Origin of the sequence: Nocardia sp. CS682, from assembly GCF_004634405.1 — a bacterium.
In the GTDB taxonomy this organism is placed as follows: domain Bacteria; phylum Actinomycetota; class Actinomycetes; order Mycobacteriales; family Mycobacteriaceae; genus Nocardia; species Nocardia ninae.
This window is the reverse complement of the sequence record NZ_CP029710.1, coordinates 535,206-552,590: the sequence shown is the minus strand read 5'-3', so window position 1 is coordinate 552,590 and position 17,385 is coordinate 535,206. Positions and strand designations below refer to the sequence as shown.

Sequence of the window (17,385 nt, the reverse complement as noted above, 5' to 3'; positions counted from 1 at the left end):
AGAGCTCGTTCCCGCGCAGCGTGGTTAAGGACCCCCATGCCATCGAATTTCGCTCTCAAGACAATGAACACGGCCCATCGCGCCCTCTTGAAGGTCAGTTGCGGCAAGCTGGGCAACGACTTCAGCGGGATGCCGTCGATCGAACTCGTGACCAACGGGCGCAAGTCCGGGCGGCCGCACGCGGTGATGCTGACCGCGCCGATCGTCGACGGCGATACCTACGTCGTCGTCGCCTCCCGCGGCGGCGACCCGCAACACCCGGCCTGGCTGCACAATGTGCGCGACAACCCGGATGTCCAGGTCTCGGTGCGCAGCGGACCCCGGCAACCGATGACCGCCCGGATCGCCAACGCCGAAGAGCGGGCCGAACTGTGGCCGCGGGTGATCGCCGCACAGAAGGTTTACGCCGGTTATCAGAAGAAGACGACGCGCGAGATCCCGCTGGTCCTGCTGACGCCGAAGCCCGCCTCGGCCAACTGACCACCGAGCGGCTAGTTCGGTCGATTCGCTTTCGCGGCAGAGGGAATGGCATGAGCGAAGCGGGTTCGTACATCATTCGCGGCGGTATCCAGGGGCGCGAACGGTTGCGCGTCTTGGCCGGCGTGCTGGCGCCGCGCACCCGGGCGATGCTCGAGCAGTTACCTGTCCGCCCGGGCGACCGGTGCTGGGACGTCGGTTCCGGCGGCGGCGATGTGACACTGATGATCGCGGATATGGTCGGCCGGGACGGTCGAGTGCTCGGCACCGACCTCGACCCGGCCAAGGTGGCGCTGGCCGAAGCCGAAGCCACCGCTTATCCACAGGTGGAATACCGGGTCGCCGACATCACGGGGGAGCCGCCCGCGGAAGTCTTCGACATCGCGCACGCCCGATTCCTGCTCTCGCACCTGACCGACCCCGCCGCGGCCATCGCTGCCATCGCCAGGACACTTCGGCCGGGCGGCACCCTGGCCGTCGCTGACGTCGACTTCAGCGCACCCCTCTGCTGTCCCGACTCACCCGCATTCCGCGCCTACCACGACCTGTACATTCGCACCGGCCGTCACCGGGGCGCCGATCCGCTGATCGGCCCCCGGCTGCCCGCCCTGCTGCACGCCGCCGGCCTCACCGACATCCACATCCAGGTGAACCAACCCGCCGAACCGGACCCCGCCACCAAACTCGTCCACGTCCTCACCCTCGAGAACATCGCGGACGCCGCGCTCACCGCCGGACTGACCAGCACCGCCGAACTCGACGCGATCCACACCGATCTCCGTGCGGCAGTAGATGATTCATCGATGGTGCTGGCCGCTCCCCGAATGGTCCAGACCTGGGGCCGCACGCCGCGATGACCGCACCGCCCGGCGGTCGAGCGGCATCGAGGGCGGCGCGCACGGCGGAGGCGCAGCAGGTGGCGGCGGCACTGGTGGACCTCGTGAAGGACGCGGCCACCGGCTGAAGAGGCACCGCTTTGCGGACCCTCGGCTTTCGGCAGATGTCGTGTGGATTGTGTGGACAAGTGGTGGGGCGGGCGGTGGCGCGAGCGACTCGAGTAAGACTCACGGGGTGAACGGGACTTGGGAGTTGTGGGGTGGGGTGGTGCTGGCCGCGATCGCCGCGCTACCGGTGGCGGGTGTGGTGGCGTGGTGGCTGGCTCGGCGGCGCGGCTGGCGGGTGGCGCTGTGCGAGGTAGGGATGGTGGTGGGTACCGCGCCGTGGCTGTGGATGATCCTCACGCCCAAGGGATCTGGGCGTTCGTTGAATCTGGTGCCGCTGCGTGACCTGGCCGATCAGCTGACCGACGGAAGGGTGATCGAGCAGTTCGGCGGGAATCTGCTGGTCTTCGCCGCGCTCGGGTTTCTGCTGCCGGTGCGCTTCGCCTGGTTCACTCGCTCGTACCGCGTCCTGCTGGTGGGCGCCTGCGCGTCGATCGTGGTGGAGACAGCGCAGTTCGCGCTGGCCATCGGCCGTCACTCCTCCATCGATGACGTGCTGTTGAACGCGACCGGTGCCTACCTTGCGGCCCAGCTCTCCCGGCATTGGTGGGTGTCGCGCGCTGATCCCGCGTAGCCCGGTCAGGGCCCCTTCGGATCGACCATCGTGGCCATCGCGGCTGTGCGACTCGACGGCGATAGATCGCAGCGGATCAACGCCGCGGCTCTGCGGAACTCGGCCGAATGTGCTTCGGCCGCTTGCGTTGCCGTGGCGGCGAGAAACGTCGAGTCGATGCTCGCGACATGATCGGCGATGCGCCGGGTCTCCGGCAGGCCGAGGCCGGCGGCGATCGTCAGGGCGGTCTTCCAGTGCTTGCGCGCGACCGAGAAGTGCGCAGAGCAATAACTGACCGTGGCGATGGCGTCGTAGGCCAGCATTTCCTCATACGGCGAGCCCGACGCATAGGCGATGTGCAGCGCGCGTTCGTAGTGGGCGAGCGCTTCCCGGTAGTGACCCTGCCTGCGATGGATATCCCCGATACCCAGATACGCGCAGCATTTGAGGATCAGATCATTGCTGCGCTCGGCCCGCGCCAGCGCCACCCGGAAATTTTCCACCGCTGTTTCATACTGCTTCAGCTGACAATAGGTATTGCCGATGCGGATCGAAAAATAGTTGTGGAAAAGGGTATTCGGCGACATCGGCGTCAACGTTTTACGCGCGTCCTCCAGGTGTGCGAGCGCGTCGTCGTATCGGTCGACCCGCATGTCGGCATCGCTGATGCGCATGAGGGCACTGGCGCGCAGGTACGGATCACCGGTTTCGTCGGCGATATCGACGGCTTGCCGCAGATAGTCGACGGCGTCCTCGCAATGCCCCATCCGCTCGTGGACCTGCCCGAGCCCTTGCAGCGCATAGCCTTCCATGTATCTGTTACCGCTGGACCGGGACAACGACAGCGCTTGGTGATACCCCATCAGCGCATCCCGATACCGCGCCAGCCGGAAGTAGACCAGCCCGCTGTGATGCATGGCCCGCGCCGCGTTGGCGTGGTCGCGCATACCGTGCGCCAGCCCGACGGCGTCGTTCAACACCACCAGCGCCTGCTGGCAATGCCGCATCCGCCAGAGCGTGTAGCCCAGATTGACCAGCAAACGACACTCTTCCGCGTGTTGACCGCTGCTGCGCGCCACCTCGACCGCGTCGAAGTGCAAGGTGATCGCGTCGTCGGAGCAGCGCAGGCCCGTCACGTAAGGCCACCAGAGGATTTCGGAGAAGAGCCTGGTGTAGCCGGACCAGCGGGCCTTGGTCGCTTCGCGAGCGATCGCCAGCAAGTTGAGCCGTTCGCTGTGCAACCAGGTCACGCACTCGTGGTGCGTGACGAGCGCGGGCACAGGCGTCGTCGGCCTGGGCAGATCGGCGACGCGGAAGGTGCGGTCGGGCAGTATTTTGGTGCCGACCGCCCACGCGGCATACCGGTAGTAGTCGAACAGCCGGGTCAACGCGGCGTCGCCGTCGAGATCGGACGGCTCGCTCAGTGTCGCTGCGTAATCGCGTACCAAGCTGTGGAATCGATAGCGCTCGGAGACAACCTGCTCCAGCAGGTGAACATCGACGAGCGCCTCCAGGATCTGCTCGGCGGCGTCGATCCCGATATCGGCGAGGGCGGCGGTGGCATAGGTGTCGAAGTCGCGGCCCGGGTGCAGGCCGAGCAGCCGGAACACGCGCTGCTGATCGATCGACAGGTCTTGGAAACTGGCGGTGAGGGCGGCCGCTACGCTGCGAGATCCCGCGGACAGGTGTTCCAGCCGGCTGGGATGTCGGAGCCGCTCGGCCAACCGGTCGATCGGCCAGACCGGTCGCGCGCGCAGCCGTCCGGCCGCGATGCGAATGGCCAGCGGCAGATAACCGCACAACCGGACGGTTTCCTGCACCGCCTCGGGCTCCGCCGCGACGCGCTCGTCATGCACGATGGTGGTGAACAGCGCGGTGGCGTCTTCGCACGAAAACACGTCCAGTGACAGGGTTCTGGAGACCTCCAGGTCAACGAGCCTGCGCCTGCTCGTGATGAGCACCAGGCAGCTCGCTGTGCCAGGCAGCAGCGGTCGCACCTGATCGACGTCGGCGACGTTGTCCAGCACCAGCAGCGCCGAACGGGCGGCGATTCTGGTGCGCCACATGGCGGCTCGCGCGTCCAGATCCGGCGGTATCGACTCGCTCGGCACGCCTACCGCGCGCAACAGCCGGTCCAGCGCGACCATCGGTTCGACGGGCGCGCTCTCGGCGGCGTGCCCGTGCAGGTCGATATAGAGCTGGGCATCGGGAAAGCGGCCGCTGAGCTGGTGCGCCGCGTGAATCGCCAGCGTCGTCTTACCGACACCGGCCATGCCGTCGATGGCCTCGATCAACACGGTCGGGCGGGCTGCTTGCGGCGGTATGTCGGCCAGGAGACGGTCCATCTCGCCGGTGCGGCCGGTGAAGTCCGCGATGTCGCCGGGCAGCTGATTTCGGCTGGGCAACACCTCGGGCTGGAACTCTGTCTTGTCCCCGCCGCCGATCTCGCCCAGTGTGGGGGCGCCCTCGGCAGCCACATTCGCAGCGGGCCGCGCCGCCTCCTGCTCACGCCCGGTGAAATCGGTTGTGCTGTAGCGCGATTCATGCCGACCGGTCGGTGTCGAGACGCCGCCCAGCGGCGGCTCGATCTCGTCGCGCAGAATCCTGCGGTGCAGCTCGCGCAGTTCGCGTCCCGGCTCGATCCCGATCTCGTCGGCGAGATGGCGCTGTGCGTCCTGAAAGACCAGCAGCGCCTCGGCTTGCCGCCCGCAGTGGTAGAGCCCGAGCATGAGCAGCGTTCGAAACCGTTCCTGCAGCGGATAAGAGGTGACCAGCGGGGCGAGCTCGGCGACCGCTTCGGCGTGCTGACCGCGGGCGAGTTTGATCGCGGCGCGGTGCTCGAGCGCGGTCAGGTAGCGCTCCTGCAACCTGCGGCGCTCGGCCTCGATGATGGGGCCCGCCAGGCCGCTGAACGGTTCGCCGCGCCACAGTGCCAACGCGGCATCGGTATGCGTGGCGGCCGCGGCGAGGTCGCTGTCGCGCCGGCATCGCTCGGCGGTAGCGAGGAGCCGGTCGAACGCGACGTGGTCCGACAGCGAGGGGTCGCCGTGTAGCACGTATCCGGTCTCCGCCCACACCAGCGCGGGTTCGGTGGCCTTGCGGCACGGCGCCAAGGCGCGACGCAGCCTACTGACGTAGGTCTGCACACCGTTGCGCGCGTCACCCGGGGGGTGTTCGCCCCACACCCCGTCGATGATCGCGTTCACCGTTACCGGCCGGTTCATCTCCAGCATCAGTGCCGCAAGCACCGCTTGCTGTTTCGCTGGGCCCAGCTCGATTTCACAGTCGTCGCGCCTTGCCGTGAACGAACCGAGCACCCCGTATCTGATCTGCGTGTGCGCCATGGACAAGCCCTCCTGAACCATGTGCTACCAGCGCTGAGCATAGGTGGCGCCGGACTCCTCCGAGGGAGGAACACTGGATAGTTACCACTTTGACCAGTCATTTATGCGCTAGTACAGCGGCAGTTACGCAGCTCGAGACATCCTGATCGAGTGTGCGGCAGCGGGATTCGGGGGAGACGAGTTCATCGGCAGCCGACCAGCTGTCTGGTCAGCAACAGCTCATCTAGTTGTGAGCAAGCGTCCGCTTCCGGGCTTAGTCCCGCGCCGCACCAGTTGAATCGCCGTTTCGCCCTGCTGTCGCAGGCTGCGGACAGGGTTGTCGCGCACGGTGATTCGGGGTGGGTGCCGCACCGGTGGTCAAGCAAGTGGCCCGGTGCGGATTCGTCGACGGGGGCGGCGGCAGTCGACCGGGGACATCGAGTGTCCCCACCTTTGCCAGCGCAGCGAGCTGGGCGCGCGGCGGTGCAGTACGACGATGCACCCGCGGCCCGCCCGCATCGCCGAAAACGATTCCGTTCGGCCAGCAGCGGATCGGTACGGCCCGGCAAAGGTGATAAGCGAGGGAGTTTGTCATGCAATCCGGTAACAAGTCACTGCTGCGCAGTCTGACATCGATTCAGAAAGAACTTTGGCTGGCCCACGAGCTTTCCGATATTCCCAATAATTGCCTGATATATATCGACATCGAGGCCGAGGTGGAACTCGGCCATTTCGTCACCGCGCTGCGGCAGGTGTTCGCGGAATCGGAAGCGCTCACGGTGAACTTCGTCGGTGGCGCCGACGGGCCGATGCAGATCGACCGGGACACCCGCGATTGGATGCCCGCCTATCTCGATCTCACCGAACAGCCCGAGCCGATCTCGGCCGCCTTCGACTACATGTCCCGCGAGCTCGAGCTTGCCTTCGATCTGGAGCTGGACGCGCTTTTGCGCGTCGCACTGCTCAAAGTCGATGCAGGACAATTCTTTTTGTCGATGTGCTTCCACCACATCATCATGGATGGGGTCGGTGTCGCGACCTGGGCGCAGCGGGTGCTGGATGTATACGGCGCCCTGATCGCCGGAATGCCCATCGAGCCTGCCGATTTCGTGCCCGTCGACGAGATCATCGAGAGCGATCGGGCCTACCGTCGCAACCAGCAGGCGATCGATCGGGAGTACTGGCGCGGGCAGATCCCGCCCGGGATCGAGCCGCTGCGACTGCCGGGCAATGCCGCACCGGACGCCAAGCCCGGGCGGATCGGTTGCACACACGGCTTTTCCGGCGCGGAACTCGGCAGGCTGATCGACTCGGCGCAGGCGATCGGCGTGAAGCTGCCCTACCTGTTGATGTCGGTCGCGGCGGCCGCGGTCCAGCGCTACGCGCAGCGCGACGAATTCTGCGTGCAGATGCCGGTCTCCAATCAGAATGCCATCGCCCGGCGCACGCCGTGCCAACTGTCGGATACCGTTCCCCTGCTGGTGAATTCGGGCCGGGACCTCTCGCTGGGGCAACTGTCCCGACGACTCCAGGACAGCATCGCGGGTGCGCGCGACCATCTCCGGTACGGGATGTCGGAGATCCGGCGCGACTTGAAAATGCCTCCCGCACAGGGGAATCCGTTCGGGCCGGTGATCAATGTCATGTCGTTCTTCGGTGCGTTGCGGATGACCGGTGGGACAGCTGATCTGCAGGTCTACTCGGCAGGCAACAGCGGGGATCTGTCCATCGTCCTGCATTACGAAAAGCAGTCGGCCCGCGGCGGATACCTGCGGATAGAAGGCGACGCGCAGCTCTACACCGAAGACGATCTGCGCGGCTACCTCGACTCGATCGCGCGCTATCTGACGCAGGCGATCACCGACCCGGCGGCGACGATCGGGGCGGTGGATATCCTCGGCGACGATCGGTCGCTGGTAGTCGAGGCGTGGAACGACACCGCGGTGCCGGTCGATCCGGCGGCGACTCTGCTGGGGTTGTTCGATGATCAGGTACGCCGGGCCCCGGACGCGGTGGCCGTGGTGTCCGGGGGTGCGCGGCTGTCGTATCGCGAACTCGATGCGCGGGCGGATCGCGTCGCGCAGACTCTGCTCGTCGCGGGCGTGCGTCCGGACAGCGTGGTGGCAGTGGCCTTGCCGAGGTCGGCGGAGCTGATCGTCGCCATCCTGGCGGTGTCGAAGGCCGGCGGCGCGTATCTGCCGATCGACCCGGGTTATCCGGCCGAACGGTTGGCGTTCGTGCTCGCCGATGCCGCACCGATCGCGGTCCTCACCGACCGCGCCACCTCGAAAGCGCTGCCGCAGCACGAGGTTCCGCGCATCCTGCTCGACGAGGCCGAAGTAGCACGCCATGACATGGTGCGGCCCGCCGCGCCGCTGCCCGGCAATCTCGCGTATCTCATCTACACCTCCGGCTCCACCGGCACGCCGAAGGGCGTGGCCGTCACCCATCGCAATGTGGCCTCGCTGTTCCTGAGTACCGCACCGTGGTGTGAATTCCGGGCCGATGATGTGTGGGCTTGGTGTCATTCGCAGGCCTTCGACTTCTCCGTGTGGGAGATCTGGGGGGCGCTTCTGCACGGTGGCCGGGTCGTCGTCGTGCCGTGGGACGTGGTGCGCACGCCCGCGCAGCTGTGGGATCTGGTCGTCGCCGAGGGCGTGACCATTCTCAATCAGACCCCCTCGGCTTTCCACGCACTGGCTGAAGCCCGGTCGGTGAGCGGCAGCGTCGATTCGGCGCTGCGCATGGTGATCTTCGGCGGGGAAGCGTTGCACCACAGCCATGTACAACCGTGGTACGCGGCCGGCGATGCCGGCCCGGCCCTGGTGAACATGTATGGGATCACCGAGACAACGGTGCATGTCACGAAGCTGGAGCTGCTGGCGGAGCATGGTGCCCGGGGCGAGAGCCCGATCGGGACACCGCTGGGGAACATGCGGGTGTTCGTGCTCGACCCGTGGCTGACGCCGGTTCCGGTGGGGGTGGCCGGTGAACTGTATGTGGCCGGTGCGCAATTGGCGCGAGGCTATCGCGGTCGGCCAGGGTTGACCGCAACGCGGTTCGTCGCCGATCCGTTCGATCGCACCGGTGGCCGGTTGTATCGGACCGGCGATGTGGTGCGCTGGACTCCGGCCGGGGTGCTGGAGTTCGTGGGGCGCGCCGACGATCAGGTCAAGATCCGCGGCTTCCGGGTGGAGCCGGGCGAGGTCGAAGCGGTGCTGGTGCGACATCCTGCGGTGTCGCAGGCCGTGGTGCTGGCCCGCGACACCGGGACCGGCGCCGACAAGCAGCTGATCGGTTATGTGGTCGCCGATCGGAGCAACGGCAACGGCGGCGCGAACGGAGACGCGCTCGACGGGGCACAGGTGCGCCGGTTCGCCGCGGAGCGCCTGCCGGAGTTCCTGGCGCCGACCGTGGTGATGGTGATCGACCGCGTGCCACTGACCCCCAACGGCAAGCTCGATCGGGCCGCGCTGCCCGCCCCGGAGTTCGCCTCCTCGCGGGCCTATCGAGCGCCGGGCAGCGAGCGCGAACGGGTGCTCGCGAGGTTGTTCGGCGAGGTGCTGGGGATCGACCGGGTCGGCGCGGACGACAGCTTCTTCGAGCTGGGCGGTCATTCGTTGTCCGCCACCCGGCTGATCAGCCGGATCCGGGTGGTGCTCGGGGTGGAGGTGCCGATCCGGACGGTGTTCGACGCGCCGACGCCTGCGCAGTTGGTGACCCGGCTCGATGCCGGCGTCACCATGCGCCCGATGCTGCTCGCCCGGCCGCGACCCGCGGTGATTCCGCTGTCGTTCGCGCAGCGGCGACTCTGGTTCATCCACCGGCTGGAGGGGCCGTCGGCCACCTACAACATGCCGCTGGCCGCCCGGGTGACAGGCGCCTTCGATGCGACGGCGTTCGCGGCGGCGGTGCGCGATGTGGTGGCCCGGCACGAGAGCCTGCGCACGGTCTTCGTCGAAACCGACGGCGTCCCAGCCCAACACGTCCGCGAGGCACACGACGTCGAGGTGCCGGTGACCATCGCCGACGTAGCTCCCGATGCGGTGGACGCGGCGGTCGCCGAGGCGGCGCGGTATCCGTTCGAGCTGTCCACGCAGATCCCGATCCGCGCGGGCGCGTTCCGGTACGGGGACGACGAGTGGACGGTGCTGGTGCTGATCCACCACATCGCCAGCGACGGCTGGTCGGCGGCGTCGCTGCTGGACGATCTGTCGACGGCGTACGCGGCGCGCCGGGCAGGGCGGGCACCGGAATGGGAGCCGCTGCCGGTGCAGTACGTCGACTACACGCTGTGGCAGCAGGAACTGCTCGGTTCGCCGGACGATCCCGACAGTGTGCTGGCGCGCCAGTTCGGCTACTGGCGCACCGAACTCGACGGTCTGCCCGAGCAACTGCGATTGCCGACCGACCGGCCGCGGCCGCGGGTGGCCAGCTACCGCGGCGACGTGGTGTTGTTCGACATCGAACCCGAGGTGCGTACCGCGGTGGAGCGGTTGGCGGCCCGCGAGGGCGCGACGGTGTCCATGGTGTGGCAGTCGGCGCTGGCGGTGCTGCTGGCGAAACTCGGTGCCGGCGAGGATATCCCGATCGGCTCGCCGATCGCCGGCCGTACCGATGACGCGCTGGCCGATCTGGTCGGCTTCTTCGTCAACACCTGGGTGTTGCGTGCAAGGGTCTCTCCCGCAGCGTCATTCACCGAGATTCTCGATGGTGTCCGCGCGAAAGCACTGGCGGCCTACGACAATCAGGACGCGCCGTTCGAGTTGCTGGTCGAGCTGCTGAATCCGACTCGCTCGTCGGCGTACCATCCGCTGTTCCAGGTCCTGCTGACGTTGCAGAACAACACGTTGCCCACCCTCCGGCTGCCGGGGTCGCGGGTAACGCCGCACATGCCGGCCACCGACACCTCGCGCTTCGACTTGACCTTCAATATCGGCGACGCCCCGGCCGGTGCCCGCGACAACGGCGCAGGGTGGGACGGATACATCGAATACGCCACCGATCTGTTCGATCGGTCCACGGTCGAGGCCATGGCGGGTCGGCTGGTGCGGATCCTGCGACAGGTGGTGTCGAATCCGGACACCGCGGTGGGGGCGGTCGATGTCCTGGACAGCGACGAACGTGACCTGGTCTTGTACCGGTGGAACGACACCGCTGCCCCGGTCGACCGGGACGCCACCGTGGTCGCGGCGTTCGAGGAGCAGGTCGCGCGCACGCCGGACGCGGTGGCCGTGGCCTGCGGGGACGACGAGATCTCGTATCGGGAACTCGACACGCGGGCAACCGAATTGGCGTGCGTCCTGATTTCGCGCGGGGTAGGCCCCGACACCATCGCCGCCGTGGCGTTGCCCCGGTCGGTGGAGTTGATCGTCGCGTTGCTCGCGGTGTTGAAGGCCGGTGGCGGGTACCTGCCGATCGATCCGACCTATCCCTCGGATCGGCTGGCGTTCATCCTGACCGACGCGGCCCCCGTGGTCGTCGTGACCGATTCCGCCACCGTCGATCTGCTGCCCGAGACGGCGGCACCGCACCTCTACCTGGACACGACCGATGTGGTGGAGGGCGCCACGCTGGATCGAGCCGTCGCGGCGGCGTCGCAGAACCTGGCCTACGTGATCTACACCTCGGGCTCCACCGGAGTTCCGAAAGGTGTTGCCATTACGCACCGCAACGTGGTTGCCTTCGCGACCAAGCACAGTTGGCGCGACGGTGCGCACGCGCGCGTGCTGGTGCATTCATCGGTCGCGTTCGATGCCTCCACCTACGAGATCTGGGTGCCGCTGCTGGGCGGCGGCCGGATAGTCGTCGCGCCGCCGGGCCGCACCGATATCGCGGTGCTGGGACGGCAGTTGGCGGCGCACAAGGTGACCGCGGTATTCCTCACCACTCGGTTGTTCGAGTTGTTCGTCGACCATGGCGCGGACGCACTCGCCGGGCTTCGCGAGGTGTGGGTCGGCGGCGAGGAGATGCCGCCGGAGGTCTTTGCGCGGGCACTGCGACTGTGCCCGCAGACCCGCATCGTGCATGTCTACGGGCCCACCGAGACAACGACCTTCGCGATCCGCCGGCCGTTCCGGCCCGGTGAGCACTTCGATGAGGCCTTGGTGCCGATCGGCGCCCCGTTGGCGAATGTTCGGGCGTTCGTGCTGGATTCGTGGTTGGCGCCCGTCCCGCCAGGGGTGGCGGGTGAGTTGTATGTTGCCGGTGCGCAGTTGGGCCGGGGCTACCACGGCCGGGCCGATCTGACCGCGGCACGGTTCGTCGCCGATCCCTTCGACCCGAACGGTGGCCGGCTGTACCGCACCGGTGATCTGGTGCGCCGGAATCACGGCGGGCAGGTGGAGTTCCTCGGTCGCATCGATGACCAGGTCAAGATCCGCGGCTTCCGGGTCGAACCCGGCGAAGTCGAATCGATACTGGCGCAACATCCTTCGGTGGCGCAGGCGCTGGTGGTGGTACGCGAGGGCGACACCGGTGACAAGCAGCTGATCGGCTATGTGGTCGCCGACCGCACCGGTGACCGCAACGACTTCGTCGGCGCGCAGGTGCGCGACTTCGCCGCCGAACGGCTGCCGGAGTTCATGGTGCCGACGGTGGTGATGGTGATCGATTCGGTGCCGTTGACCGCGAACGGAAAACTGGACCGCGCGGCGCTGCCCGCGCCGGAGTCGGTGTCCTCGGTCCGGTACCGCGCGCCGGGTAGTGCGCGCGAGCGGGTGCTGGCCGAGTTGTTCGGTGCGGTGCTCGGACGCGACCGGGTGGGCGTGGATGACAGCTTCTTCGAGCTGGGCGGCCACTCGCTGCTGGCGACCCGCCTGGCCAGCCGGATTCGGGTGGAGCTCGGCATCGAGGTACCGATCCGGACGGTGTTCGACGCGCCGACGGTGGCGCAGTTGGCGACCCGGCTCGACGCGGGCGTGCAGGTGCGTCCGGCCCTGCTGGCCCGGCCACGGCCGGAGGTGGTTCCGCTCTCGTTCGCCCAGCGGCGACTGTGGTTCATCCACCGGTTGGAGGGGCCGTCGGCCACCTACAACATGGCGCTTGCGGTGCGGTTGCACGGCGTGGACGTGGCGGCGTTGACCGCCGCGATCGGCGATGTGGTCACCCGGCACGAGAGCCTGCGGACGGTCTTCGTCGACGCCGATGGTGTGCCCTCCCAACGGGTTCTGGACGTGGACAGCGTCGAGGTACCGGTCACGGTGGCGGACATGCGGGCCGCCGATCCCGCCGAGACCGACGCGGCGGTGACCTCGGCGGTGCGCTACGGCTTCGATCTGTCGTCGGAGATTCCGTTGCGCGCCACTGTGTTCCGCCGGACGGACGATGCCGCCGTGCTGGTGTTGCTGATCCATCACATCGCCGGTGACGGCTGGTCGTTGACGCCGTTGCTGCGCGATCTGTCCGAGGCATACGCCGCACGAAAGGACCATCAGGCACCGCGGTGGCGGCCGTTGCCGGTGCAGTACGCGGATTACACGCTGTGGCAGCGGGAACTGCTCGGCTCGGCGACCGATCCGGACAGCGTGTTGTCGCAGCAGTTCGAGTATTGGCGCCGGGAACTCGAGGGACTGCCCGAGCAGTTGCGGTTGCCGACCGATCGGCCGCGGCCGCGGGTGGCCAGCTATCGCGGCGACATGGTGCACTTCCAGATCGAGCCGGAGATCCGTGCGGCGGTAGAGCGGTTGGCGGCCCGTGAAGGTGCGACGGTGTCGATGGTGTTGCAGTCGGCGCTGGCCGTGCTGCTGTTCAAACTCGGTGCCGGAGAAGATATTCCGATCGGTGCGCCGATCGCCGGCCGGACCGACGAGGCCCTGGCCGAGCTGGTCGGGTTCTTCGTCAATACCTGGGTGCTGCGGGCGGCCGTCGTCCCGGACGCGTCGTTCACCGAGATCTTGGGTGTGGTGCGGGAAAAGGCGTTGGCCGGTTACGAGAATCAGGATGTTCCGTTCGAGCTGCTGGTGGAGTTGCTGAACCCGGCCCGCTCGGCCGCGCATCATCCGTTGTTCCAGGTGACGTTGGCCTTCCAGAACAACACGCTGCCCGCACTCGAGCTGTCGGGCGTGCGGATCGAGCCCTATCCCGCGGCCACCGCGACCGCGCGGTTCGATCTGTTCTTCAACATCGCCGAAGCCCCCGCCGGTGACCCGTGGAGCGGATTCGTCGAGTATGCGACCGAACTGTTCGACCGGTCGACGGTCGAGGCGATGGCGGCCCGGCTGGTCCGGCTGTTGCGGCAGGTCGGGTCGGATCCCGAAGTCCCAGTGGGCGCCATCGATGTCCTCGACACCGACGAGCGCGAACTGGTGCTGCGCCGGTGGAACGACACCACGGTCGAGGTACCGGCCACCGCCACCCTCACCGAACTGTTCGCCGCGCAGGTCGCCGCGACTCCGGATGCGATCGCGGTCGTCTGCGCGGACGCGAAGCTGACCTACCACGATCTGGACCGGCGCGCCGATCGGCTGGCGCGGGCGTTGATCTCGCGCGGCGTCGGCCCGGACGGTGTGGTCGCGGTGGCGTTGCCCCGGTCCACGAACCTGATCGTGACCCTGCTGGGTGTGCTGAAAGCCGGTGGCGGATATCTGCCGATCGATCCCGCGTATCCCTCGGATCGGCTGGCGTTCGTCCTCGCCGACGCCGCGCCGGTGGTCGTCGTGACCGACTCGGCGACCGCGCACGCGCTGCCACCGACCGCGACGCCACACCTCTATCTGGACTCCATGGAAGCGCTCGACGGTGATCGGGCCGGTCTGGACCGGGTGGTCCCGGTGGGCGCGCACGATCTGGCGTGCGTGATCTACACCTCGGGCTCCACCGGTGTCCCGAAAGGTGTTGGCATCACGCATCATAACGTTGTCAACCTGGTCAACCAGGCGTGGCAGGCGGGTGTCGAGGACCGGGTGCTGGTGCATTCGTCGATCGCCTTCGACGCGTCGACCTATGAGATCTGGCCTGCCCTGTGCGGTGGTGCGACATTGGTCGTCGCCGGTGAGCAGCGCTCGGACCCGGGGGAGATCACGCGGCTGGTGGAGACCTGGTCGGTGACGAAGATGTTCGCCACACCACCGTTGCTGTCGGCGTTGGTCGATCATGTGGAAGCGTTGCCGGACAGTCCTTTCCGGAGTCTGCGGCAGGTCAATACCGGTGCCGATACCTTGACCTCCGGGTTGGTGCGGGCGCTGCGTGGCACCTGCCGCGATCTTCGGGTCGACAACCTTTACGGCCCGACCGAGGCGACCGTCGACGTGACCGCGTATCGGGTGCCCGAGGACGAACCGGGTGCGGTGGTGCCGATCGGGGTGCCGGTAGCGAATTCGCGAGTATTCGTGCTGGATTCGTGGCTGGTGCCGGTGCCGGTGGGGGTTTCGGGCGAGTTGTATGTGGCGGGCGCCCAGCTGGCGCGCGGCTATCACGGGCGGGCCGGACTGACCGCGGCCCGGTTCGTGGCCGACCCGTTCGATCGGACCGGTGGCGGCAGGCTGTATCGCACCGGCGACGTGGTGCGCTGGACCGCGGCGGGAGTGCTGGAGTTCGCGGGCCGGGTCGATGACCAGGTCAAGATTCGTGGCTTCCGGGTCGAACCCGGCGAGGTGGAAACCGTCCTGGCCCAACATCCTTCGGTGGCGCAGGCGGTGGTCGTGGCGCACGACTCCGCGGCCGGAAAGCAGTTGGTCGGGTACGTGGTCGCCGACCACTCGGGGGCCACCGTCGGCGAAGGCGAACTGGTGGGGCAGTGGCGGCGGGTCTACGACGACCTGTACGCCGGCGCCGAGCATGCACCGGACATCGGTGCTGTCGATGGTGCCGAGGTCGGCTTCGTTACCGGTTTCGGCGGCTGGAACAGCAGCTACACCGGGGGCGCGATCCCGGTGGAACAGATGCGCGAATGGCGCGCGACCACCGTCGAGCGTATTCGGGGGCTGCGGCCACGGCGGGTGCTGGAGATCGGGGTGGGGTCGGGCTTGCTGATGTCGCAGCTGGCACCCGACTGCGCCGAATACTGGGCAACCGACTTCTCGTCCGCGACCATCAGCACGCTGCAACGACAGCTGGGTGAACTGAACGAGGAGTGGGTCGACCGTGTCTCGCTGAGCGTGCGCGGCGCCGACGAGACCGAAGGGTTGCCGGAACACTATTTCGACACGGTCGTGTTGAACTCGGTGATCCAGTACTTCCCCAGCCAGAGTTATCTGCGGCGGGTACTCGAACGGGTGCTGCGGGTGCTGGCTCCGGGTGGCGCGGTGTTCATCGGTGACGTCCGGAATCTGGCGCTGCTGGAGGAGTTCACCACCGCCGCGCAGATCGCGCGCAACGGCGGCGACGATCCGGTGGCGGTCGCCGACCGGGTTCGCCGCGACATCTCCGCCGAACAGGAACTGCTGCTGGCGCCGGAGTACTTCCTCGCACTCGGCGAGATCCTCGATATCGGTGCCGTCGACATCGAACTCAAACGCGGATACTCGATGAACGAGTTGACGCGCTACCGGTACGACGTGGTGCTGCATCCGGCTGCGGTGAACCAGCTGTCGGTCGCCGAGGTACCGAAAGTCGCGTTCCGCGACCATGATTCGTTGCAGACACTGCTGCGCGACCAACATCCGGACGGTATCCGGATCACCGGCATCCCGCATGCCGGCCTGGTCGGTGAGGTCGAAGCGACGCATCGGATCAAGGCGGGCCACGCCGGTATCGCTACCGATGCACTCGGTGTCGGCTTCGAAGGGATCCTCGAAACGATCAGCGATCGCGCGGGTGTCGTGCCGGAAGACCTGCATCTGCTCGGCCGTCGACTCGGCTACGCGACCGCGGTCACCTGGTCCGCCCAGCCCGACCGGATGGATGCGGTCTTCGTCGACGCCGCGACCCTCGACGACAGGCCACTGGCCGACGTGTACACCACCGCCGACCCGGTGGGTGATCCGGCGGCGTACGCCAACAACCCGCAGGCGGGTCTGCTGGCCGCCGACGTGCGCCGGTGGGCGAGTGACCGCTTGCCGGAGTTCATGGTGCCCGCGACGGTGATGGTGATCGGGTCGGTGCCGTTGACCTCCAGCGGAAAACTGGATCGCCGGGCGCTGCCGGATCCGGAGTTCGCCTCGTCGGCGGAGTACCGCGCGCCGGACAGCGAGCGCGAACAGGTCTTGGCCGAATTGTTCGCCGAGATCCTGGGTCTCGACCGGGTCGGTGTGGACGACAACTTCTTCACCCTGGGTGGTCACTCGCTGCTGGCTACTCGCCTGGCCAGCCGGATCCGCGCGGTGACGGGGGTCGAGGTCCCGATCCGGACGATCTTCGACGCACCGACGGTGGCGCAGTTGGTGACTCGGCTCGATGCCGATGTGCAGGTGCGTCCGCCGCTGCTGCCCCGGCCACGGCCGGACGTGGTTCCGCTGTCGTTCGCGCAGCGCAGGCTGTGGTTCATCCATCGGCTGGAGGGGCCGTCGGCTACGTACAACATGCCGTTGCCGGTGCGGCTGAGCGGCGTGTTCGACGCGTCGGCCTTCGCGGCCGCGCTCGGTGATGTGGTGGCCCGCCACGAGAGTTTGCGGACGGTTTTCGTCGAGGCTGAGGGGGTGCCGACCCAGCAGGTACTCGCGGCGGACAGCGTCGAGGTGCCGGTCACGGTCGAAGTGGAGACCGTAGAGCCGGCGGAGCTGGACGCGGCCGTGAACGCCGCCGTGCGCTACGCGTTCGATCTGTCGTCGGAGATTCCTATCCGCGCCACCGTGTTCCGATCCGGCGGTGCCGAGTGTGTGCTGGTGCTGCTGGTCCACCACATCGCGGGCGACGGCTGGTCGGCGGCACCGCTGCTGCGGGACCTGGCCACCGCCTACGCCGCGCGCCTCGAACATCGGGCGCCGCGCTGGGCGCCGCTGCCGGTGCAGTACGTGGACTACACGCTGTGGCAGCGAGAATTCCTCGGGTCGCCGGACGATCCCGACAGCGTGCTGTCCCAGCAGTACGAGTACTGGCGTCGTGAGCTCGACGGGTTGCCGGAGCAGCTGCGGTTGCCGACCGACCGGCCGCG

At 67.7% G+C, this 17,385-nt stretch carries 5 protein-coding genes (1 of these 5 cut by a window edge); 4 read left to right on the top strand and 1 reads right to left on the bottom strand.

Features of this window, described 5'->3' with window-relative positions:
• Positions 1 to 36 precede the first annotated feature (36 nt).
• From DMB37_RS02350 to DMB37_RS40910, 3 genes are all read left to right on the top strand, one after another.
• On the top strand, positions 37 to 480 hold the full coding sequence (locus DMB37_RS02350) for a nitroreductase/quinone reductase family protein (RefSeq protein WP_135231230.1): 444 nt from the start codon (positions 37 to 39) through the stop codon (positions 478 to 480).
• A gap of 50 nt (positions 481 to 530) precedes the next feature.
• Positions 531 to 1,334, top strand: coding sequence for a methyltransferase domain-containing protein (locus tag DMB37_RS02345; protein ID WP_135231229.1), 804 nt, complete (start codon positions 531 to 533; stop codon positions 1,332 to 1,334).
• Between the two features lie 214 nt (positions 1,335 to 1,548).
• Positions 1,549 to 2,052, top strand: a complete 504-nt coding sequence (locus tag DMB37_RS40910; protein WP_206055159.1) for a VanZ family protein — start codon at positions 1,549 to 1,551, stop codon at positions 2,050 to 2,052.
• Positions 2,053 to 2,057: 5 nt separating this feature from the next.
• Here DMB37_RS40910 and DMB37_RS02335 read toward each other — a convergent pair whose 3' ends face one another.
• Positions 2,058 to 5,375, bottom strand: a complete 3,318-nt coding sequence (locus DMB37_RS02335) for a BTAD domain-containing putative transcriptional regulator (RefSeq protein ID WP_167768686.1) — start codon at positions 5,373 to 5,375, stop codon at positions 2,058 to 2,060.
• 572 nt (positions 5,376 to 5,947) lie between these two features.
• On the opposite strand from DMB37_RS02335, the gene DMB37_RS02330 reads away from it, so the two are divergent.
• Positions 5,948 to 17,385: the 5' portion of a non-ribosomal peptide synthetase gene (locus DMB37_RS02330; protein ID WP_135231226.1), read on the top strand. It continues 3,802 nt past the right edge of the window; the window shows 11,438 of its 15,240 coding nt (coding positions 1-11,438); the start codon lies at positions 5,948 to 5,950; the stop codon falls past the right edge of the window.